Source organism: Pseudoalteromonas arctica, from assembly GCF_012927645.1.
Taxonomy (GTDB): domain Bacteria; phylum Pseudomonadota; class Gammaproteobacteria; order Enterobacterales; family Alteromonadaceae; genus Pseudoalteromonas; species Pseudoalteromonas arctica_A.
The window spans coordinates 128771-150240 of record NZ_JABBMT010000008.1 but is presented as its reverse complement, the minus strand read 5'-3'; the positions used below and the strand labels follow the sequence as shown (position 1 = coordinate 150240).

The following is a 21470-nucleotide window of genomic DNA, read 5'->3' as shown; positions in this document are numbered from 1 at the left end:
GTGATTAGACCAAACGCGGGTCCCATTAAAGAAATCACCACATCTTGCCAACGAGTAGTAATTTTATCGTCGCTCACGGCAAGCCCGCCAACAAATGGGATTAAATAAATACCCTTGGTTTTAATGCCAAAATATTGCATGGCTCTAACATGACCGTATTCATGGATCACTAAGCAAGCAATTAACATAAGCGCAAACTCAAAGGTAAATAACCAAGCATAACCTGCCACTGAGGCACCCGCTAATACTACTTTGACGACTTTGGCACTTTTAAAAATCTTAAAGCCTAACGCAAATAACCCGAGCAACCCTTGCTTGGGTTTGGTTTTTTCGACTGATGGCAATATGAGCTGTTGTATAAATTGATTATTAATATGCAGTAATAAACTCTGCTCAACCACGGCACTGGTATCTAAACCGATCAGTTGATCATCTAGCTTAAATTCAAAATAGTTTTCGCGTGGGTTATCAAATCCGATAGCCTGTTGCTGCTGATAAATTTTTACAATTTGTGATCCCGCGAGCACTAAACTAAATTGTTGATCAGCGAGGGTCAGCTGTATTTGCATGATGTCACTTTAAAGCTTAAAAATTATATCGTTATTATAGCCATTTAAGATGACTTAACAATTGCTGCTGAAGGCATTGAACGCGTTGAAGAGCTTGAATATTTAGAGCGTTTTAAAGAGCATATGTTAATACAGGACTTGTTGATTAGTCGTCCAAAAGGCAAAACTGAATTTATTTGTTGGGCGCAATCATGGCCACATATGGTTTCATTAAATAGTCATAGCTGGCGTTAAACACAAGATTAAATTAATAGCATCGCACATTAAAAAATTACAACTAAGCAGGTTTACATGTACTTCTACATAGTAACAAAATCCATCGCAGAGCACTTTTTGGCACCACAACCACATGCTATATTAAATTAAATTCCCTACATCAGGCTCAATAATGAATTTTAGTTCACTATGGCGCGGTAAAGCACCTCGCCTAACAACCACACTCGCGGTGTTAACTGTAAGCACGTTAAGTAGTGCTTTAGTGGCAGCACCATTAGATAAAGCAGATATTAAGTTTATTGGCCCAATTGCCGCTGATATGCAATTAAAGCCATACCAAACTGAGCATCAAGACGCAATTATTAACAGCCTTTTACCTAGCATTCAAAAACCAACAACAAGCATCACGGTATTCGGCGAAAAATTAACATGGCAAAACTTAGATAAAGTAAATGCGTTAACTCTAGGTGGCTTACAAGCACTAAAATTTTCCACACATGCAGAGCGCTTTAGCCAAGGCACATTAGCACTTAAAGGTATCGAAAAAGCGCAGTTGTTTATCAATGGTGAAAAACAAACAGCCACAAAACAAAGCTATGAACTGGCATTACCGCAAGGCGATCACCAAATAGTGATTATTGCTGAACAAGTTGCTAATTGGCACGATGTTGAGGTTGATTTCAGCCCTAACACTGACATTGATACGTTAACCTTTAGCAGTGCAGAACAACATGGTTTATCTGCCCAGCAATTGTTTGATGCTACCACGGTTAACGCACTATCAATGGCGCCTGATGGCAAGCATTATTTAGTAGCTAAACGTCATTATCAAGACAGCACTGGTAACCAAGCGAATGTTGTTACTGAACTAAAAAATGATGATCAGCAAACCATTTACCGCTTTGAATCAAGCCAACCTAGCAACATTATTTGGAGCCCTGATAACAATTACTTAGTGTATGTATTAGATGGAAAATTAACGCAACTAAACCGTAAAACCCTTAACCTAAAAGTGATCGCTGAAAACCTTGACGGTGCTGGAAACTTCGCTTATTTCGATAACAACAGCTTAATCTTCAGCTGGTCAAAATCACCAACGACAGATAGCAGCCTTACTAAGCGTTATCGTGGCTTACAAGATCGCTGGTCATACGCCCGCACTATCTCTCAAGCTTATTTATTAGATATAAACACCGGCCTGAGTAAAGCACTAAGCCAAGGGCCACTTAGCCACAGCATTGAAGATTTTAATAGTAAACGCGGTACTGTGTTACTCAGCCGCGGTACTGAAGCAATGCAAGCTGCAACTCACCCTACTACAGAATTAATTGAGCTGAATATTGCCAATGCGAGCAACACAGTTATTGGTCAGTTTGCTACCTTTAACCAAGCTAAATACACAGGTGATGACATTTATGTCACTGCGGGTCCTGATTTTAAAGATGGTTTGGGCAGGAACTTGCCAGAGAATATGCTGGCAAATAACTACGACGGGCAGCTTTATTTATTAACCAAAAATGGTAAAAATGCAGCGCCATTAAGCCGTGAGTTTGACCCTGCTATTGGTCAACTTGAAGTACTCGCCAATGGCGATGCCCTCGTTAAAGTCACTGAGCAAGATACCATCGCTTTATACCTGTACGACAAAAGCAAACAACGCTTTAGTAAACTTAACACTGGTTTTGATGTAGTTGAACAATTCAGTTTTTCAAACAACCGCAGCCCAGCTATTTTAGTTAGTGGCTCTAATGCATCATCTCCACAACAATTAAAACAACTAACTATTAGCAAAAATAAAGCAACAACACTTTGGGATTCGCAACCACATGAGTATGCACATACCAATATAGCCAGCTTAGAAGAGTTTAACTTTATTAATACCGCAGGCACTGAAATTAAAGGCCGTGTTTACTTGCCAAGTAATCTCGATAAGAGCAAACAATACCCAGCATTAGTATATTACTATGGCGGCACCTCACCGGTTACTCGTGGCTTTACTGGCCGTTATCCTTTCAATTTATGGGCAGAACATGGCTATGTGATCTATGTAGTGCAACCGACTGGCGCAACAGGGTTTGGCCAACAGTTTTCAGCTAAGCATGTAAATGCGTGGGGTCAATATACTGCTGACGATATTATGCAAGGTACCCAAGCGCTATTAAAACAGTATCCATTTATTGATAAAAATCGCTTAGGCAATTTAGGTGCATCATACGGCGGCTTTATGACTATGTTACTAACCACTAAAACAGATATGTTTAGTGCCTCAATCGCACACGCAGGTATTTCTAATATTACCTCATATTGGGGTCACGGTTGGTGGGGTTATTTATATTCTGGTGAAGCTTCTAAAAACAGCTACCCTTGGAATAATAATGAACTATACAGTCAACATAGTCCGGTTTTCCACGCAGACAAAGTGACTACACCGCTACTGCTATTACATGGTGATGCTGATACTAATGTTCCAGTAGGCGAAAGCCACACTATGTACACCGCGCTGAAATTACTCGGCAAAGATGTTGAGCTTATTGAATACAAAGGAGCAAACCATCAAATTTTTGCTCGCGATCAACGCTTTAACTGGTGGGATACTATACTTGCCTACTTCGATAAGCATTTAAAAGAGCAACCGCAGTGGTGGCAGTACTTATACCCTGAAAAGTAGTTTTACAACAAACAATAGGTAAATAAGCTAGGTTTACCTATTGTTAATTATCAAATAATCGTCTAAATAGAGCATAAATACTAAAAATCCCCCTTCTCTCCTTTTGCGAATGAGTGATAACATAGCGGCATCATTAAAAGTAATTAAGATACTATGACTATTCATGTTTTATTGGTTGAAGATGACGAACTATTAGTTAAACGCATAACCAACCATTTTGCAGAGACTGAATTTTGCATTGAGAATGATGCAACGGGCGCCGATGCCTTAGCTATAGTGCAATCTCGCGCTAAAAATTATGATGCCATATCATTAGCTATTATTGACATAGTATTACCTAAACGTGATGGCTTACATTTAGCAAAAGAACTCAATACTCTCACAGACATTGGTGTGATCATGCTCTCAAGCCGTGATTCTCAAGCCGATCGTATTGCAGGGCTTGCTCAAGGCGCTGATGACTACATTTGCAAACCGGTTGATTTATTAGAGCTTGAACTACGTATAAGAGCACTTCATAAACGCTTAAAAAGCAATAATAACAGTAGCGATGAAAGCGAAGAGTTTATTGAATATGCTGACTTCAAACTGCATCCAGACAACCGTACTTTAATCACTGCTAATGGCATTGAATCAAGGCTCACTGAAGCGGAACACAAAGTGTTAATTTGTCTGATCTCAAATGCAGGAAAAGCCACCTCTCGCGAAAAAATATCAGAAGAAATTGGCCAACCTGATTGGAGTCCAAATGACAGAACTGTTGATGTTTTAATTGGCCGCTTACGTAAGAAACTGAGCGATGAAAAAGACCAAAAGCGCATTGTGACCGTACGTGGTAAAGGCTACATGCTGTCAATTTAATGCTCTCTACCCACTAGTACTGGGTTAATTGTGATAACAAACGTTCAAACGCCCGATAATTCAACGCTTCTTTTAGCTCGCTCAGGGTAATATTTGTTTGCCCTTTTAAATCACTGATCGTCCGCGCAACTTTAATAACTCGGTGATAAGAGCGAGGCGATAACGACAACTTCTCGCTAGCTTTAGCTAAAAACTGTAACTCTGGCGCTGCAAGCGCGCAATGTATACTCATTTCTTTATTATTAAGTCGCGCATTGACTTTACCTTGGCGACGTAATTGCAGGTTATATGCCGCCTCAACCCGTGCGCGTACAGTCGCACTACTTTGTTCTTCTTGAGTGCTTTGCAATTGCGCACTGTTTAAACGTGGTAGCTCTATTTGTAAATCAATCCGATCAATAAATGGTCCTGACACTCGCGATAAATAACGCATAACTTGATCTGGAGTCGCGCGCTTATCATTATGACACCCTGTAGGGCTTGGATTTAAAGCAGCAATCAGTTGAAACTGTGCCGGAAACTCCATTTGCCTTGCTGCTCTTGAAATTGTTACTGTGCCAGTCTCCATTGGCTCACGCAGTGAATCAAGCACCTTACGTTCAAACTCGGGGAGTTCGTCAAGAAACAAAACACCGTTATGCGCCAGTGAAATCTCCCCAGGTTTTGGATTTGAAGAGCCTCCGACTAGTGCCACTGCAGAGCAAGTGTGATGAGGATTACGAAATGGTCGCTTGCGCCAATTAGTTAGATCGACACTTTGGCCAATAATTGAATACAACGCTGCGGTGGAAAGTGCCTCATCATCGGACATGCCCGGCATAATAGTCGGCATACGCTGAGCAAGCATTGACTTACCCGTACCAGGCGGCCCCAAAAAAAGTAAATTATGACCACCCGCCGCAGCGATTTCTAACACTCTTTTCGCGCCGGGCTGGCCTTTTACATCACTCAAATCAATTAAAAATTCAACACCGCTATGTTGCTGCTCTGGGTAGCTAATATTAAGCGGTAAAGGCTGCTGATTGAGTAAATCACTCCATACTTCTTGGATAGAAGAGACCGCTTTGCGCTCAACGCCATTTACTAAACTCGCTAAACTGTCATTTACTAAAGGTAAAAAACAACAACGCCCTTGTGCTTTAGCTGCTAAAACCGACGGGAGTATTGCATTTACACCACGCACTTCGCCATTCAATGCCAGCTCACCATAAAATTCATAGCGTTCAATATCAGTGCAAACAATTTGCTCTGAAGCGATGAGAATACCTACCGCAATCGCTAAATCAAAACGCCCCCCTTCTTTGGGTAAATCAGCAGGCGCTAAATTGACTGTAATGCGTTGATCTGGAAAACCAAACTTAGAGTTTTCTAATGCGCTGCGCACACGATCTTTGGCTTCTTTTACTGAGGCTTCGGGTAAACCGACAATATGAAATGCTGGTAAACCATTACCTAGATGCACCTCAACGATCACTTCAGGTGCTTGAATGCCCACTTGGGCACGAGAATAGATCCGAGCTAATGACATCCTTTGTCCCTGTAACGTTCTGTTCTTTATAGTCTAGTCAGGATATTTAAAAATATGTAGTGTTAGTTGCCATTTCATTGCGGCAAGACGTAATAACAAGGTGGTTAGCATTGCTAAAATCATCGCCATTTCTGTTGCCACGTTAAAAGCAATACCTTGAGTGTAAACTATACCACCAGCAATACAGGTAATGGCATACAACTCACCTTTTAAGAGCATAGGAATATTACCAGCAAGTACATCACGGGTAACGCCACCAAAGCAACCTGTGATCACCCCCATAATAATGGCGGTTGTTGCCGGCATCCCTGCAAGCAGTGCTTTTTGTGCGCCCATTACAGCAAAAAATGCTAAACCGAACGCATCTGCAACTTGTAAATGGTAGAGCGGAATTGATTTTTGCTTATTGATCAATCGCGTGGTAACAAACACAGAAGCAAATATCGCGATAAAATAACTTTGGTCGTGTAACCAAAATATTGGAACATCCAAAATTAAATCTCGGATTGTTCCACCACCTATCGCAGTAACTGTTGCCAGTACCACGACCCCAAAGCCATCCATTTTTTTATCATAGGCAATTAAAGTGCCTGACATAGCAAATACCGCAATGCCAATTAAATCAAACCAATGATAAAGTTCAGTCATATATCCAAACCATCCCAAGATGCAAATCGAAGTTAAAATAAACAGTGCTTAACGACGCCGTTTTAGCACAATAAACCCAAAGTTTTAAGTTAACTTAGATTTATTGCTATTTCTATTAATTCAGTAACTGCTGCGCTGTTTGCAACTGCTTATAACGCACGATCAATGTAACGCCACGCAATAGCATAAAGCTGCTCATTGCTAACCATAAGCCGTGGTTTTGCCAAGTATTAAACAGCCAAAACACGCCAAAGAATCCAACTAATGCTGAAATTAGCATGGTATTTCGCATATCTTGCGCTCTGGTTAGACCAACAAAAATACCATCAAACAAAAAGCAACTCATTGCCGCTAATGGCATAAAAATCAACCATGGTAAGTATTCATTGGCGGCTTTAATGACTTCAGGAATATCTGTTAACAAGGTAATTATTTGCGAACCAAACAACGCAAAAAATACGCTATAACAAACAGCAAATAGCATTCCCCAAAATACACTTATTTTTACCCATAAGTTTATACGCCGTACGCTATGTTGACCTTTTGCTTGGCCAACTTTTGCTTCACTCGCATAAGCAATACCATCAAGAGCAAAGCTCACTAGCATTAAAAAGTTCAGTAATACAGCATTTACCGCAAGCGTTACCTCGCCAATGCGTGCACCATAGAAAGTCATAAAGCTAAAACACAGTTGTAATATTAAGGAGCGAATAAAAATATCACGGTTCAGGCTTAATAACGTCCACATTTTATCTCGGCTAAACCACCCACCTAAAAATAGCGGTACAGCCATTTTTTTCGCCAACCTAAACACTAAGAATAACGCAAATAATAGCGCGCTATAATCGGCAATCAACGATGCCCAAGCTGCTCCAGCGACTTGCCAATCTAAGTACACAACAAAATAAATATCTAAAACAATGTTAGTGATATTAGTAACTAGTAATAAATAAAAAGGCCCTTTACCGTAATGAACCCCTAACATCCACGCTAATAATACCAAGTTACATAATGCCGCTGGTGCACTAAAAATACGAATTTCAAAATAACTATAAGCTTGTGCGAGAACCTGCACGCTGGAACCAGAAAGGTAAGCGATGGCATTTTTAATAACTGGCGATAAAGCAATTAAAGAAAATGCCACAATAAGCGCAAATACTAAACTGCGCTTTAATAATCCGGCTAATTGAAGATAATCTTTCTCGCCATAAGCTTGCGCAACCAGCCCTGTGGTACTCATACGTAAAAAGCCCGCCAACCAAAATAGCAATGAAATCACCGTGGCACCCAAGGCAATTCCAGCAAGAAAATGAGCACTGCCAAGATGCCCTATTACTGCAGTATCAACTATTCCTAACAGTGGTACGGTTATATTTGATAATATCATTGGACCTGCTAACAACAGCAAGCTTTTATGGTGTGCTTTATGACGATTAATAAATTTTTTCACAGTCTGCTATCGATCCTCTTTTATCTATCTTTACCTGCTCACAGCGCAGTTATTTTACAGTATCACCATGTCAGTGAGACCCTGCCTGCAGTCACTAGTGTCAGTGCAGAAACCTTCGCTGAGCATTTAAACTATCTAAAACAGCATGACTTTAACGTAGTGCCACTAAATGAATTACTATCTGCTTTACAACAAGGCCAAAGTTTACCAGATAAAACCGTCGCTATTACCTTTGATGATGGTTACAACAATAATTATGAACAAGCAGCGCCGATATTAGAAAAGTTTGCTTACCCCTATACTATTTTCGTTAATCCAAAATTGATTGATGAAGGTAAAGGCTATGTAATGGGCTGGGATAAACTCAGAGAACTTGCCAAAAAAGGGGCTCTGATCAGCAATCACAGCGCACAACATAATTACCTACACCGTAAATTAGCCGATGAAACAACCCAACAATGGCAGGCGCGTATTAAGCAAGATATTTTGTCATCACAGCAACGGATCAAAGAAGAAGTTGGCCATGACTATAAATACTTAGCATATCCATATGGCGAGTTTAATAACCAATTACAAAGTTTAGTGAAAGAGTTAGGCTTTATTGGTATTGGCCAACACTCTGGTGCCATCAACAAAAACTCTGACTTTAGCCGTTTACCACGCTTTCCAGCTTCTGGGTTTTATAGCAAGCTTGATACGCTAGTGACCAAACTTAACTCTCGCGCATTTTCAATCCAAGAGCTTACTTACATTGATAGCGTAACCTGCCAAAATCCACCTCAGATCAGCATTAAATTTAATATGGGAGACTTTCATAAAAGTCAGCTGGCTTGTTATGTATCGGGCATAGGTCAGGCGAAACTAAAGTGGTCAGCAGCTGATACTGTAGTTATTAATTCCCCCAAACCTTTAGCTCTAGGACGCTCTCGCTTTAACTGTACTGCGCCTTCAATCAAACATAAAAATAGCTATTATTGGTTTTCACAACCATGGGTAATCAGCCCAAGTCTATAAGCTGACTACTTTTTCATTGCTTGGTTTAGTAGATGCTGCGTCACTTTATCAAGCGAGACCACCGCTAAAGCTGCTCCGAGCTCTACGGCCGCTTTAGGCATGCCCCATACCACTGACGATAGTTCATCTTGCGCTACGGTATAAGCACCATGCTGTTTTAGCGCCAGTAAACCTTGCGCACCATCGTTCCCCATACCCGTTAATAAAGCTGCGATGGTATTTTTTGGGCACACTTTAACTAGCGAGTTAAACAATACATCAACCGCAGGACGATGACGGTTAACCGGCTCGCTCTCATCAAGCTGACAATATAAGCTGCCTCCTTGCTGTATAACACTTAAATGTTGACCACCTGGGGCGATAAACGCCCAACCAGCTTTTAACTTATCGCCTTGTTGCGCCTCTTTGACATTGATAGTGCATGTTCTATCCATGCGCAAAGCAAATGAACTACTAAATACAGGTGGAATATGCTGTGTGATAACGATCGGAGGGCAGTTTTCTGGCATTCTTATTAACAGCTCTTTAATCGCCTCTGTTCCTCCTGTTGAAGCACCAATCGCCAAAACCTTATTAATACTAAACTGTGCATTACTTGACGTTGCGATAGATTGGACGTGGCTTAATCTAAAAGGCCGTATTCGTGCTGCGGCTGCCGTACGCACCTTTTGCTGCACTAATTTAGCGTACTGGCTTAATTGCGCGGATACATTGACTGTCGGCTTAGCTATAAAATCAACAGCGCCTAATTCCAGTGCCTCCAAAGTCATCGGTGAACCTTTTTGGGTGAGCGTTGATATCATTACCACAGGCATAGGTCGTAGACGCATTAGGTTTTTCAAAAAACTAATGCCATCCATTTTCGGCATTTCAATATCTAAAGTCAGCACATCGGGATTAAGCTGTTTAATCATTTCTCGTGCTTGATAAGGGTCTTCGGCACACCCTACGACCTGAATATCATCAGCTTGGTGTAGTACCTCCGTCAATACTCGCCTTATCAATGGCGAGTCATCAATCACTAACACCTTAACCATTTTTTACCCCTTAAAATAACTCAATATCGGTTTTTGAATCTTGTTCTTCGATATCATGTAAATAACGGACTTCACGCTGTTCAATCTCATCTGTGTGCATGTCACGCAATTTTTTAACCTGTGCATTGCCTGTTTGAGGGTTAAAATTGACCTTGCGCGGCCAGGGTCCCCCCACATCATGAGACACGAGTTCTAGCCCTTCTTCTTGCACATAAGAGTAAGCAAAACGAATATTACCAAGGCCAATATCTGTCATCGAGCGAATAATTTTACCGCCGCCAAACAGTTTTATTTTTAGATTTTGCCTAGAGGCGCCATTTTTAAGTACTTCATTAATTAAAAATTCCATCGCCCAGTTACCATAACGACAATTTAAGTTATGCGCCCTAGTTGGCTCCGCGCCTTTTTCAATCGGCAACATAAAGTGGTTCATACCACCCACACCAAGCTTGTCATCATAAATGCAAGCAGCAATACATGATCCTAGCACAGTGGAAATCACCTCATCGTTTTTTGATACGTAAAATTCACCGGGCAATACTTTAGCAATAACTTGCCGTTGGTCTGAGTCCCAAAACCGCTTAATATGCTCAAAACCATGCAACACAGACTTAAAATTATCATCCATAAATAACCTTCTTATACATAGTGTTACCTAAGTTTTCAAACTCACTATGCTCCTTTCCCATGGTTTCAGAATGACCCAGTAATAGGTATCCCTGATCAGCTAAAATATGACAATAACGATGGAATAATTGATCTTTTGTTGCTTTATCAAAATAAATCACCACATTACGGCAAAAAATCACATCAAAAGGTCCTTTCATTGGCCAGTCTTGTAATAAATTCAATCGCTTAAAATGAATTTTATGCTGTAATTCAGGTTTAACTTTGAATAACTCACCCTCTTTAGTTTTTAAAAACCAGCGCTGTAATTGGTGTTGTTCAAGTCCATTCACATTAGCTGCAGTATAGGTACCTGATTGCGCTTTAGCTAATACGTTTGAATCTAAATCAGTAGCTAAAATTTTCACATCCCAATCTGCCGGAAATAGCCCATCTAAGGTCATCGCTAAAGAATAGGGTTCTTCCCCGGTTGAACAACCTGCAGACCATATCCGTACTCGTCGAGTACTTTTATTTGCCACTAACAACTTAGGTATTACATGAGATTGCAAATAATCAAAATGATGTGATTCGCGAAAAAAAGAAGTTAGATTGGTTGTTATTGCATTAATAAAATCACTAAATTCTTGCTCTTTATGTTTATCTAAATAAGCTAAATACTGTTTAAAATTTGTCAGCTGCAATGTTCTGAGCCGACGAGCTAGACGTGAATAGACCATTTCTCGTTTATGATCACCCAATACAATGCCACACGCGTCATAAACTATTGCAGCTATTTGCTTGAAATCATGATCGGTTAGTAAAAACTCTTTCATTACAATTACTCGCAATAGGCGTGACTGAACTGCAATTGAATATTAACAAAATTGCTAAAAGTTAAGACTCTGGGTTTTCAAAGCACAGAGGCTTAACTAGTAATGCGATTGCAAAAACGTTAAAATTCCTCCCATTCATTAGCTGAATTAGCAAAGTTATTACCTCGCGCTTTACTACGGATATTATTACTATGTGGTACCGCGGTAGTGGGAGTTACTGATGCGGTATTAATTACAGCCTCTTGCTGACTTATAGTAAAAAAGTTCAGTAACTGGGTCATATCATTCGCTTGCTCTGACATTGACTCGCTAGCCGCTGATGCTTGCTCAACTAAGGCCGCATTTTGCTGCGTCATTTCATCCATTTGTGAAATAGCTTTGTTGACTTGCTCAATACCTGAACTTTGCTCTTCGGACGCTGCTGCAATATCAGATATCATTTCAGTGACTTTTTGTACTGCAATAACAATTTCTTTTAAAGTAGCTCCTGATTCATTAACTAATAAAGTGCCATCTTCAACTTTGCCAACACTATCTCTGATCAACTCTTTAATTTCTTTTGCAGCACCCGCTGAACGCTGCGCTAAATTACGCACTTCGCCAGCAACAACAGCAAAGCCACGGCCTTGCTCACCAGCTCTTGCAGCTTCAACAGCGGCATTAAGAGCTAATAAATTAGTTTGAAAGGCAATCTCATCAATCACACTAATAATATCAGCAATCTTTTTACTCGACTCATTAATTGCCGACATGCTGATCACCGCGCGATTAACAACTTCGCCACCTTGCTGCGCTTTATCGCGCGTTTCTTCAGACAGTTCATTGACCATTTTTGCATTATCAGCATTTTGCCGTACTGTACTGGTCATTTCCTCCATGCTTGATGCGGTTTCTTCAAGTGATGATGCCTGCTCTTCAGTACGCTGGCTTAGATCAGCGTTGCCTTGAGATATTTCCTCAGCTCCACTTGCCACTAAAGTTGCCGAGGTATTAATACGATTAATGACTTCCGTTAATTTGTCAGCCGTGGTATTTGCATCACACTTAAGCTTTTCAAACGCCCCCTGATACTCTTGCTCTATACGTTGTGATAAATCACCATTGGCCATCGCATCAAGCATATTACCAGTATCGGTGACAGCATCATCGACAATACCAATTAAACCATTGAGACCTTTAGCTAAGCGTAAAAAGAAACCGTCCTTACCTTGCTCAGTAACACGGGCTTCAAGATTACCTTTACCTGCCAAGCTAACTAAATCAGCGATCTCTTTTTCCATTGCCACTTCAGCTGTTCGATCCTCCCATTCCACCACAGTGCCGATCCGTTCATTTTCTGAGGTAAAGATAGGATTAGCAACTAAACCAAAAGTGCGCCCGCCAACAAGCATCTCTGCACTGTCAGTATCGCTTAGCTTGCTTAACAGATTACGTTGATGCGCTGAGCTTTTATTAAATATATCAATGTTTTGCCCTAATAACTGGCTACTATCAAAATGAGGTAAATCGCGACGTAAATCTTGCTCAGCGTTGCGCATCATATTTTTCACCGCTTCATTCATATAAATAATATCGTTTTTAGTATTGGCAATCATGGTATTTGTTGCAACCCGATCCAGCGCTTGACGCACCCTAAGATTTTCTTCAGCAGCACGTTTTTCAGCAGTTGCTTTTTTAATACTTTCGGTTAAATCTTGCCACTCAATTATAGTTCCCAATCGTTTACCTTCTTTATTAAACCAAGGCGTCGCAATAAGATTAAAAATTAACGATGCAATTTCTATTTTTGATTCAATAGAGTCAGTCAAGTTTGCATACAACTGAGCCTGTTGTGCTGTATTTTCAAAAAATGCCGTAATACTTGAGCCCACTATACTATTGATGGAAAAATCGCCGAGCACACTCTGCAACTCACCTTGTTTGGCTTGAAGCATTTGTTTTAATTGATTGTTGGCAAATACTATCTGTAAATCATTGTCTGCCATCATCACACTCGCTTGGCAAATCGTTAATGCACTCGACAGATCTGCATCGCGTTTTGATTCTTTTTCTAATTTTTTTTGAGCGGTAATGTCTGTCGCATACTTAACCACCTTATAAGGTTTGCCACTGAGATCAAATATTGGATTATAAGATGCTTGGATCCATACTTCACTACCATCTTTAGCGATACGTAAATACTCACCCGAGTCAAATTCACCACGACCTAATTTTTGCCAAAACTGTTGGTATTGCTCACTTTTAGCAACCTCAGATGCAATAAATATACTATGATGCCGCCCTATTATTTCCTCTAACTGATAACCAAATGTCTGCAAAAAATTATCATTCGCGGTCAACACGCTGCCATCTAAATCAAACTCAATCACCGCTTGAGATTTACTAATAGCCGCAATTTGCCCCGCAGCTTCAACAGCGACCATCTTTCGCGCCGTAATATCACTGGCAAATTTCACAACTTTTATCACATTTCCATGCTCATCTTGAACAGGGTTATAAGTTGCTTGGATCCACACTTCTTTGCCATTTTTACTAAGTCGATTAAACTCATCAGCAATAAACTCTCCGCCTTTCAAGCTTTGCCAAAAGCTTTTATATTCACTGCTCTGAGCTTCTGATTGTGATACAAATATTGAATGATGCTGGCCCTGAATTTCCTCTAAGGAGTAACCCATTACATCTAAAAAGTTATTATTCGCCGTAATAATTATGCCGCTAGGCTCAAACTCAATCACCGCAAGTGACTTATTTAATGCCGTAACGATTAAATCATTATTTGATTTTTTAGAATTACTAAACCACCCCATGCCCATCACCTTCTTGTTGATCACCATTTGCTATATTTAGTATTTGGCTAAATATCCATTGTTTTTTGCAGGTTCAATAATGCGACCATCTTCTCACCGACATTCACTAACCCTGCGACAAATTCAGCATTATCTGAATCGCTAAAGTTAGGCACCGTCTTTGCATCTTGCTCTACAATACTGTAAACATCTGATACGGCATCGACTACCATGCCCATAATCTTGCTATTTTGCTCAAAAATTACTTTCACTACGATCACTACAGTTAAGGGTCCATAGTCAATCGTCGCTAAGCCAAACCGTAATCTAAGATCTAAAATAGGTACTATGGTGCCACGTAGATTAATCACCCCTTTTACATAATCTGGGGCATTCGGGATCTCGGTGATCTCCTCCCAACTACGAATTTCTTGAACAGTTAAAATATCAACACCGTATTCTTCATCAGCCATAATAAAGGTTAAAAACTGCTTAACTCCTTGGCTCTGTTCAAGCATTATTTTGTTATTTAATTCGCTGTGCGCAGAGATCATGAAGCCTCCAAATTAGCTTGCGATTCAATAATCAATTCTTGGCTACCGGGTTTTCTTAATCCTGATAATTTAATTAAGCCGCTAATATCGACAATCAACGAAACCCGACCATCCCCTAGTATAGTGGCACCTGACACGCCATCGACTTTTTGATAATTAGCTTCTAAACTTTTAATCACTACTTGTTGCTGTGACAATAAATCATCAACTAACAAACCAATTTTTTGATTATCGCTTTCAACCACCACTAACAAGGTTTTATCAAGCGTTTCTATTGCACCTTGATGATTAAAAATACTGTATAAACGCAAGATAGGAATGTATTCATCACGCAGTCTAAGTACGTCTAAGTCTTTACCCACTCGACTCACTTTACTGATATCAATTTGTAATGATTCAACAATAGAAATTAATGGAATAATATAGGTGTGCTTTGCAACCCTTACTAACTGACCATCTAAAATAGCCAGAGTCAGTGGCAAGCGAATAATGAAGGTAGACCCAACACCTGCAGCAGATGACACTTCAACCGAGCCATTCAGTGATTGGATATTACGCCTGACCACATCCATACCAACACCACGTCCGGATATGTCACTTACCTCATCCGCGGTTGAAAAACCGGGCATGAAAATGAGTTCATTAATTTCATCATCATCCAACTCATCAGCGTCGCTTACTAGCCCATTAGCAACCGCTTTTTGTTTAATCTTTACAGTATTAAGGCCTTGTCCGTCATCCATGATCTCTATAACAATATTGCCACCTTGGTGAAATGCATTAAGTGTGACTGTACCGACTGGGTCTTTACCTGCAGCAAGGCGCTGTTCAACCGTTTCTAACCCATGATCCAGCGAATTTCGTACTAAGTGCACCATAGGATCTGATATTTTTTCCATTACAGTTTTATCAAGCTCGGTTTGTTCACCTAACAGTTTTAGCTCAACTTGTTTATTCAGTTTTTGCGAAATATCTCGCACCAAACGCGGAAAACGACTAAATACAAAACTGATTGGTAGCATTCGGATACGCATTACATTTTCTTGTAAATCACGAGTGTTATGAGCCAATTGCGTTAAACCTTCCTGCAAAGAGGCGATCGTCGCTTCAGTGATTTCTTGTTGACCAATTTGGCTTAACATAGCTTGAGTGATAACCAACTCACCTACCATGTTGATCAATGAATCGACTTTATCTATGCCCACTCTGATTGAAATAGATTCTGCAGCTGGAGTGCTTGCTTTGACCACAGTATCTTTTTTTATTGGCTTAACCACTGCAACATTAACAGCTGCCGGGACTGGCGTTGAGTTAGAGGTTTCCGCAACCACATCTGGTGCTGTAACTTGCGCGTCATCATCAGCAAACAACCCCCCGCACAACGCGATAGTAAGATCAGCATCATCTTCAACCCACTCAAATATTTCTCGAATTGCATTTTCGTCTTTTGCTGTATTTAAAAAGAATCGCCAAGATAGAAAACAATCATCGGCACTTAAATCCGTAATATCAGGGATCTCATTATGGAAAGCTTGCGTCTCCAAATCGCCCAGTTCAGCAAGCTCGCTGATCATGTACAGTGGCTCATTGCCCGTTTTAAACAAATGATGGTGTGGTTTAAAATCAATCTGATAGGTGTTAAGCGCAAGTTGAGCAGGGCTAGCAGTGACTTCTAGTTTATTTTTTTCGGCTTGGTTTAGCCCTAAAATCTGTTCAAACTTAATTCTCAGTGCAATTGCTTCTTCTAAATTAGGTTCTTGCTCTGCTTGTAAGCCACGCAGTAACTCCCGCAAGCAATCAACAGATTTAAGTAATAGGTTAACATGCTCTGCGGTAAGCTCTCGTTTCCCCTCACGAATTTGATCTAATAAGGTTTCTAGCACATGAGTAAAGTCAGACACAGAGTTAAAACCAAATGTACCACTGCCACCTTTGATAGAATGCGCAGCACGAAAAATAGTATTGATTGTTTCTAAATCTTCTTCGCCAGGTATCAGGTTTAATAACTCAGCCTCCATCGCATCTAAGCCTTCAAAACTTTCCTCAAAGAAGACTTCAAAAAATTGGCTTAAATCTATACTCATATCCCATCCTCTAGATTAGCGAATTACTTTTTTTAAAACCGCTAATAACTGTTCAGGATTAAAAGGTTTAACTACCCAGCCTGTTGCACCAGCCGCTTTCCCTTCCACTTTTTTGTCCATACCTGATTCTGTTGTTAGCATTAGCAATGGCGTAAATTTATAGTTTGGTAAGGTGCGTAACTCCCTGATCAAAGTAATACCATCCATCACTGGCATGTTTACATCTGAAATCACAGCATCAAAACCTTGTTGCTTTGCGATACTAAGTGCTTCACTGCCGTCTTTTGCCTCAGTGACATCAAAACCCGCCTTTTTCAGTGTGAAACTCACCATTTGGCGCATTGATGCCGAATCATCCACGGCTAAAATTCTTTTCATATGAACCCCTTAATCTACATTTTCGAGTATTAAATATTCACTTAGGCCTAAGCGATTAATGGCGTTTTTTAGAGGCTCACTTTGCCCAACCCAAATAATTTTATGCTGTACACATAACAAATGTTTCTGCAAAGCGCACAATAGTTGAATCGAGGCTGTATCTACGCGCGCAACTTCGCTAATGTCTAAACAAACATCATCATCGTGGTGTAATTCTTGTAATAAATCTTGGTGTAAGTTTTCAACTTGGGTGACTGCTAGTTCAGCGGGAAGCTTCATCATATTGTTCGCACTTTCCATGTTTAACCAATTCATAACAAAAGCTTAGACTGAGTTAGTAAAAATGCCATAAATGCGTTGAAAAAAGAGTGAAATTATTTACAGGGGATAAAAGAAATGAAAAAAGGAGCTCTACGCTCCTCGAAATAATAAAAATATACTTTCTGGCTCATTTATTGATAATGAGCGGCTATCTGCTTAAATTCAGTTATTAATAATTGAGCATTAATTAATGGCACACTGCCCTGTTTAAATTCAGGTTTAAATATGGCTCTTACCGCCCCTTGTGGGTCAACCATCGCAATTGAAGCACTATGGTCTACGGCATATTCTTGCTTATCACTATTGCTAATTGCGTAAATTAAACCCAACTCCCTAACTAGTGGGAATAAATCTTTATGTTCCCCTGAGACCGCTAAAAAATCAGGATTAAAATAATCAATGTAGGCTTTGCGTTTAGCGACTGTATCACGCTTCGGATCGACCGCTAAAAACCAAATTTGCAATGAGTATTCATCTTTCAGCACTTTATAAACGCCATTGAGTTTAGCTAATGTCAGTGGGCAAATATCTGGGCAACTGGTATAACCTAAAAACACTAAGTTCCATTGTCCTTGTAATGTTTGCTTAGTTACTGGCTGAGCATTTTGATCTTGTAAGGTAAAATCACTCAAAGGTTTAGCTTGTTCATATACCAAAGCTTCAACGTCAGGCATAGTGCTGTCACTACAGGCTGTTAACCATAATAAACTTAACGCCAACCACACTCTCACCCCAAACTTAACTACTAAGCTATTCATATAACGAACCATTTATCTATAAATAAGGCGACAAAGAGTAGCATTAAATGAATAATTGAAAAACGGAATAAATCCATTGCCGTATCGTCATTCCCCGCTATTTTTAGTTTTACAGCTTTATAAATGAAAATCCCATTAAGTAGTGTCGCAGCAACTAAATAAATTAGCCCCGACATACCAATTAAATAAGGTAATACACAAACCAAAGCTAATAAAATAGAGTATGCAACTACACAGGTTTTACAAAAATCAATACCATGAGTGACTGGCAACATGGGGATTTTAGCGCGTTCGTAATCACTTTTTCGAGCTATTGCCAACGCCCAAAAATGCGGCGGAGTCCAAGTAAATATGATCATCACCAATAACCAAGGAGCCGCTGCCATCTGGCCGGTTTCAGATACCCAACCTAACAACGGTGGCATAGCACCAGCCAGCCCCCCTATAACAATATTTTGTGGCGTTGCACGCTTTAAAAATGAGGTATAAATAAACGCATAACCAACTAACGCAAATAAGGTTAATACAGCTGTTAAAGTATTAGCCCAGACCATCAACATAATGAAACCACTCACGCCAATAACAACTGCAAAACTTAATGCATGCAGTTTAGATAGCCGTCCTTTCGCCACTGGCCGATGGCGAGTACGCGCCATTTTACTATCTATTTCGCTATCAACCACATGATTGATCACCGCAGCTGCTGCGGATAGCAAGCCAATCCCCAGCAAACTAATAAACTGTACGCCAATACCACGACCAACATCGGGGGCCAACGCTAAACCAACCCATGCTGTTAATACCAACATCGCGACTACTTTAAATTTACTGATCGCTAAATAATCATTTATTAAGCCGCTAATTTGGCTAGGTGCTAACTTTGTTATTGCTATTAATGGTGTCATAACTGCCCCTATGTACGTGCTTTTAAGTAAAAACATAAACGAACGACTGTTAACAATAGTATGGCAGCCATTAAATTATGTGCCAGCGCAACGCCGAGCGGGAAATGCCAGTGCACAACCGCCAAGCCCAAACAAATTTGACCCAGCAACGCGACCAATACGGAGACTGTACAATGCTGTATTTTTCTTGATACAGCACGACTATAAATACGCCACATGATCAGCGCTAATACAACACAAGTCACTAGCGCCCACATTCGATGCAATAAATGGATCGACATTCTAGCCTGCTGTGAAAGTACACCATATTCATAACTACTTTGCTCTAATGGCAACTGAAATACACTACTCAATGAAAACGGCTGCCCGTAACTACACAATGGTAAGCCATTACAGTGCGGCGCCGCATAATTAGCAGCAAGCCAACCGCCTAGCGCTATTTGGAGTATCAACACCACTAATGCGGCTAGGCTAAGCTTAAAGTAACGCTGAGCTGGGCCGTCGCCGCCATAAATTGGTTTTGCCGTTAGCCGTAAATACAATAATGCAACCAATGATAAGATGCTAAATCCACCCAATAAGTGCCCCAATACAATCAGCGGCTGTAAATTCATGGTAACAGTCCACATCCCTAAAGCCGCTTGAAACACCACCAGTATTAGTAATAGTAAGGGTAATTTAATTGGTGTGGTTGGATATTGACGTTTTAATAAGGCCAAAATAAATAATGCTAAAATAAGTAAACCTAACGTGCCGGCAAAATAACGATGGATCATTTCTTTCCATGCTTTAGCAGTTTCAAACATCATATTTGGGTAAGTTTGCTCTACATGGGCTAAATCAGCCTCATGCTTGGGTACTGTCAAAAAGCCATAGCAACCGGGCCAATCCGGACAACCCAATCCGGCATCACTCAAGCGCGTATAAGCTCCTAAGCCAACAACTAAGATCGATAACATAAAAGTGGCTAATACCAAATGTTTATAGTTTTTATACATAATTGGCACTCCTTAATTTAGCTAGAACGCGAATAGTTAAGTAATTTTTTTAAGTCTTTTAACAGTCCTTTTTGAGTCAAACGGTTTTGCTGTGGCTCACTATAATAAGGATACTGCAAGACCACTAAGCCCATATGATCAATTAGATATAAACTAGCGGGTTGTAGTACATCAACCTCAGGTAGTTGCCGCCATGGCAAATCTTTTTGTTGTGTCCGACCAAGGATGGCAACATCGACTTTACCTTGATTTTTACCAAGAGCGACGTAAAGGTTCTCTAGTGCTTGTAACTGCTGTGCACAAGCTTGTTGGCATTGTGCAGGGTGATTTAATGCAATAGTCCATTGTTTATGCTCCGTTTTTTGCCAATCTTGTAGTTTTATTTCCTGCGTTAAAAATTCGCCTTTATTACTCGATGCACTAGGTAGCCACTCAAACTTTAACGCCAAATACGCCAGCATTAAAGGCACTAAACAACAACCAACAAATATTAATAACGGATTTTTTTTCATTGTAATTCCTTCTTTTTACAAGCAAATATAGCAATAAAAAGGCAAGCAATAGTAATCAATAACCATTGCACTGCGTAGGCTTGGTGTTTTTCGGGGCTCATCACCACAGCTTGATAATGCGGCGCGGCAATCTCATCCGCTGCACCTTGCCGATAACCAATAAAGTCAATCATGTCGCGCCCTGATTGCTGTGAAAACAAGGCTAAATCGATACTTTGTACGCGCTTGGGCCATGCTGTATCCGTATTGTGTTGTGCATCTTGCAAAGTGAAGCCACTGAGCTTTCCTTGCTTTAATTGCACGGTCATCGCCAAAGGAGTCGATGGTAGGTTTATACTGGGAAGCTGCTGGCGAGTCGGTGGTGCTTTAACCCAACCCAAATTCACCAACAGAGTTTGTTTACTTTGCTGTAAACGCAGCAAGGCAAGTACATCGTAGCCAACCTGTCCTTGGTAAACTTGATTATCTAACAACCAATATTGCTGCGTATTAAGCATTCCGGAGATACTTATCTGCAAACCCGTTTTATTCCAATCACTAGGCAGTTGCTGCATTTGTTGCCAGCTCATTACTCCCTGGCTTTGCAGCGCTGCTATTTGTGCTAATTGCTCAGTTTTACTTTCAGCCCGCTGTAATTGCCAATACCCTAAGCGTAAACATACCAATACCACTATAGTTACCACGCAAATGGTAATAATTGAGCTAAGCTTTTGTTTACGCCATAAAATTAACTGCATAAAG

At 40.3% G+C, this 21470-nt stretch carries 20 protein-coding genes; 3 read left to right on the top strand and 17 right to left on the bottom strand.

The features are described 5' to 3' along the window. On the bottom strand, nt 1-572 hold a 572-nt coding region (locus HHO47_RS07665; RefSeq protein WP_348981640.1), incomplete at its 3' end, for a site-2 protease family protein. Nucleotides 573-957: 385 nt separating this feature from the next. On the opposite strand from HHO47_RS07665, the gene HHO47_RS07660 reads away from it, so the two are divergent. Together HHO47_RS07660 and HHO47_RS07655 are read left to right on the top strand one after the other, a co-directional pair. Further along, nucleotides 958-3453, top strand: a complete 2496-nt coding sequence (locus HHO47_RS07660; protein WP_169019761.1) for an alpha/beta hydrolase family protein — start codon at nt 958-960, stop codon at nt 3451-3453. A 153-nt stretch (nt 3454-3606) separates the two neighbouring features. Continuing rightward, the gene (locus HHO47_RS07655; protein ID WP_169019760.1) at nt 3607-4314 is read left to right on the top strand and encodes a response regulator transcription factor; all 708 of its coding nucleotides are present in this window, start codon (nt 3607-3609) and stop codon (nt 4312-4314) included. Between the two features lie 13 nt (nt 4315-4327). On the opposite strand, the gene HHO47_RS07650 is transcribed toward HHO47_RS07655, so the two are convergent. The 3 genes from HHO47_RS07650 to dinF form a co-directional block, all read right to left on the bottom strand. Further along, nucleotides 4328-5842, bottom strand: coding sequence for a YifB family Mg chelatase-like AAA ATPase (locus HHO47_RS07650; protein WP_169019759.1), 1515 nt, complete (start codon nt 5840-5842; stop codon nt 4328-4330). A gap of 33 nt (nt 5843-5875) precedes the next feature. After that, nucleotides 5876-6490 carry a trimeric intracellular cation channel family protein gene (locus tag HHO47_RS07645; RefSeq protein WP_169019758.1) on the bottom strand — a complete coding sequence of 205 codons (615 nt, stop codon included), beginning with the start codon at nt 6488-6490 and terminating at the stop codon, nt 5876-5878. A 115-nt stretch (nt 6491-6605) separates the two neighbouring features. Then, the gene (gene dinF, locus HHO47_RS07640; RefSeq protein ID WP_169019757.1) at nt 6606-7940 is read right to left on the bottom strand and encodes an MATE family efflux transporter DinF; all 1335 of its coding nucleotides are present in this window, start codon (nt 7938-7940) and stop codon (nt 6606-6608) included. Between dinF and HHO47_RS07635 the strand changes: the two genes are divergently transcribed. Then, a complete protein-coding gene (locus tag HHO47_RS07635; RefSeq protein WP_169019756.1) occupies nt 7917-8954 on the top strand; it encodes a polysaccharide deacetylase family protein in 1038 nt (345 codons plus the stop codon). The genes dinF and HHO47_RS07635 overlap by 24 nt on opposite strands. Before the next feature lie 5 nt (nt 8955-8959). Here HHO47_RS07635 and HHO47_RS07630 read toward each other — a convergent pair whose 3' ends face one another. The 13 genes from HHO47_RS07630 to HHO47_RS07570 form a co-directional block, all read right to left on the bottom strand. Then, nucleotides 8960-9991 carry a protein-glutamate methylesterase/protein-glutamine glutaminase gene (locus HHO47_RS07630; protein WP_169019755.1) on the bottom strand — a complete coding sequence of 344 codons (1032 nt, stop codon included), beginning with the start codon at nt 9989-9991 and terminating at the stop codon, nt 8960-8962. 10 nt (nt 9992-10001) lie between these two features. Then, nucleotides 10002-10619, bottom strand: coding sequence for a chemoreceptor glutamine deamidase CheD (gene cheD, locus HHO47_RS07625; RefSeq protein WP_169019754.1), 618 nt, complete (start codon nt 10617-10619; stop codon nt 10002-10004). Continuing rightward, nucleotides 10612-11433, bottom strand: coding sequence for a CheR family methyltransferase (locus tag HHO47_RS07620; protein WP_169019753.1), 822 nt, complete (start codon nt 11431-11433; stop codon nt 10612-10614). The genes cheD and HHO47_RS07620 overlap by 8 nt, the downstream gene beginning before the upstream one ends. Before the next feature lie 119 nt (nt 11434-11552). Further along, complete coding sequence (locus tag HHO47_RS07615; protein WP_169019752.1) at nt 11553-14240, bottom strand: methyl-accepting chemotaxis protein; 2688 nt, start codon at nt 14238-14240, stop codon at nt 11553-11555. A gap of 47 nt (nt 14241-14287) precedes the next feature. Then, nucleotides 14288-14773: a chemotaxis protein CheW gene (locus HHO47_RS07610; protein ID WP_169019751.1), complete on the bottom strand. Its 486-nt coding sequence runs from the start codon at nt 14771-14773 to the stop codon at nt 14288-14290. Beyond that, complete coding sequence (locus tag HHO47_RS07605; RefSeq protein WP_169019750.1) at nt 14770-16857, bottom strand: chemotaxis protein CheA; 2088 nt, start codon at nt 16855-16857, stop codon at nt 14770-14772. The genes HHO47_RS07610 and HHO47_RS07605 overlap by 4 nt, the downstream gene beginning before the upstream one ends. A gap of 15 nt (nt 16858-16872) precedes the next feature. Continuing rightward, nucleotides 16873-17235, bottom strand: coding sequence for a response regulator (locus HHO47_RS07600; RefSeq protein ID WP_169019749.1), 363 nt, complete (start codon nt 17233-17235; stop codon nt 16873-16875). A 9-nt stretch (nt 17236-17244) separates the two neighbouring features. Beyond that, on the bottom strand, nt 17245-17517 hold the full coding sequence (locus HHO47_RS07595) for an STAS domain-containing protein (RefSeq protein ID WP_169019769.1): 273 nt from the start codon (nt 17515-17517) through the stop codon (nt 17245-17247). Between the two features lie 170 nt (nt 17518-17687). Then, nucleotides 17688-18314 (bottom strand): SCO family protein, encoded by a 627-nt coding sequence (locus HHO47_RS07590; protein ID WP_169019748.1) that lies wholly within the window; start codon nt 18312-18314, stop codon nt 17688-17690. Then, on the bottom strand, nt 18311-19219 hold the full coding sequence (gene cyoE / locus HHO47_RS07585) for a heme o synthase (protein ID WP_211183645.1): 909 nt from the start codon (nt 19217-19219) through the stop codon (nt 18311-18313). Before cyoE ends, HHO47_RS07590 begins: the two co-directional genes overlap by 4 nt. Nucleotides 19220-19227: 8 nt before the next feature. Continuing rightward, entirely contained in the window at nt 19228-20217 is a 990-nt protein-coding gene (locus HHO47_RS07580) for a COX15/CtaA family protein (RefSeq protein ID WP_169019747.1), read from the bottom strand. 17 nt (nt 20218-20234) lie between these two features. Continuing rightward, nucleotides 20235-20729, bottom strand: a complete 495-nt coding sequence (locus tag HHO47_RS07575) for a transmembrane cytochrome oxidase associated protein (protein ID WP_169019746.1) — start codon at nt 20727-20729, stop codon at nt 20235-20237. Further along, nucleotides 20726-21466, bottom strand: a complete 741-nt coding sequence (locus HHO47_RS07570; protein WP_169019745.1) for an SURF1 family protein — start codon at nt 21464-21466, stop codon at nt 20726-20728. Before HHO47_RS07570 ends, HHO47_RS07575 begins: the two co-directional genes overlap by 4 nt. Nucleotides 21467-21470: the final 4 nt, after the last annotated feature.

What these genes read in the sequence shown, in the direction of transcription:
- HHO47_RS07595 (WP_169019769.1), bottom strand. Translation starts at nt 17,517, where the DNA reads ATGATGAAGCTTCCCGCTGAACTAGCAGTCACCCAAGTTGAAAACTTA.
- HHO47_RS07570 (WP_169019745.1), bottom strand. Translation starts at nt 21,466, where the DNA reads ATGCAGTTAATTTTATGGCGTAAACAAAAGCTTAGCTCAATTATTACC.
- HHO47_RS07655 (WP_169019760.1), top strand. Translation starts at nt 3,607, where the DNA reads ATGACTATTCATGTTTTATTGGTTGAAGATGACGAACTATTAGTTAAA.
- cheD (WP_169019754.1), bottom strand. Translation starts at nt 10,619, where the DNA reads ATGGATGATAATTTTAAGTCTGTGTTGCATGGTTTTGAGCATATTAAG.
- HHO47_RS07650 (WP_169019759.1), bottom strand. Translation starts at nt 5,842, where the DNA reads ATGTCATTAGCTCGGATCTATTCTCGTGCCCAAGTGGGCATTCAAGCA.
- HHO47_RS07590 (WP_169019748.1), bottom strand. Translation starts at nt 18,314, where the DNA reads ATGAATAGCTTAGTAGTTAAGTTTGGGGTGAGAGTGTGGTTGGCGTTA.
- cyoE (WP_211183645.1), bottom strand. Translation starts at nt 19,219, where the DNA reads ATGACACCATTAATAGCAATAACAAAGTTAGCACCTAGCCAAATTAGC.
- HHO47_RS07575 (WP_169019746.1), bottom strand. Translation starts at nt 20,729, where the DNA reads ATGAAAAAAAATCCGTTATTAATATTTGTTGGTTGTTGTTTAGTGCCT.
- HHO47_RS07580 (WP_169019747.1), bottom strand. Translation starts at nt 20,217, where the DNA reads ATGTATAAAAACTATAAACATTTGGTATTAGCCACTTTTATGTTATCG.
- HHO47_RS07605 (WP_169019750.1), bottom strand. Translation starts at nt 16,857, where the DNA reads ATGAGTATAGATTTAAGCCAATTTTTTGAAGTCTTCTTTGAGGAAAGT.
- HHO47_RS07620 (WP_169019753.1), bottom strand. Translation starts at nt 11,433, where the DNA reads ATGAAAGAGTTTTTACTAACCGATCATGATTTCAAGCAAATAGCTGCA.
- HHO47_RS07660 (WP_169019761.1), top strand. Translation starts at nt 958, where the DNA reads ATGAATTTTAGTTCACTATGGCGCGGTAAAGCACCTCGCCTAACAACC.
- HHO47_RS07630 (WP_169019755.1), bottom strand. Translation starts at nt 9,991, where the DNA reads ATGGTTAAGGTGTTAGTGATTGATGACTCGCCATTGATAAGGCGAGTA.
- HHO47_RS07635 (WP_169019756.1), top strand. Translation starts at nt 7,917, where the DNA reads ATGACGATTAATAAATTTTTTCACAGTCTGCTATCGATCCTCTTTTAT.
- HHO47_RS07600 (WP_169019749.1), bottom strand. Translation starts at nt 17,235, where the DNA reads ATGAAAAGAATTTTAGCCGTGGATGATTCGGCATCAATGCGCCAAATG.
- HHO47_RS07610 (WP_169019751.1), bottom strand. Translation starts at nt 14,773, where the DNA reads ATGATCTCTGCGCACAGCGAATTAAATAACAAAATAATGCTTGAACAG.
- HHO47_RS07645 (WP_169019758.1), bottom strand. Translation starts at nt 6,490, where the DNA reads ATGACTGAACTTTATCATTGGTTTGATTTAATTGGCATTGCGGTATTT.
- HHO47_RS07615 (WP_169019752.1), bottom strand. Translation starts at nt 14,240, where the DNA reads ATGGGGTGGTTTAGTAATTCTAAAAAATCAAATAATGATTTAATCGTT.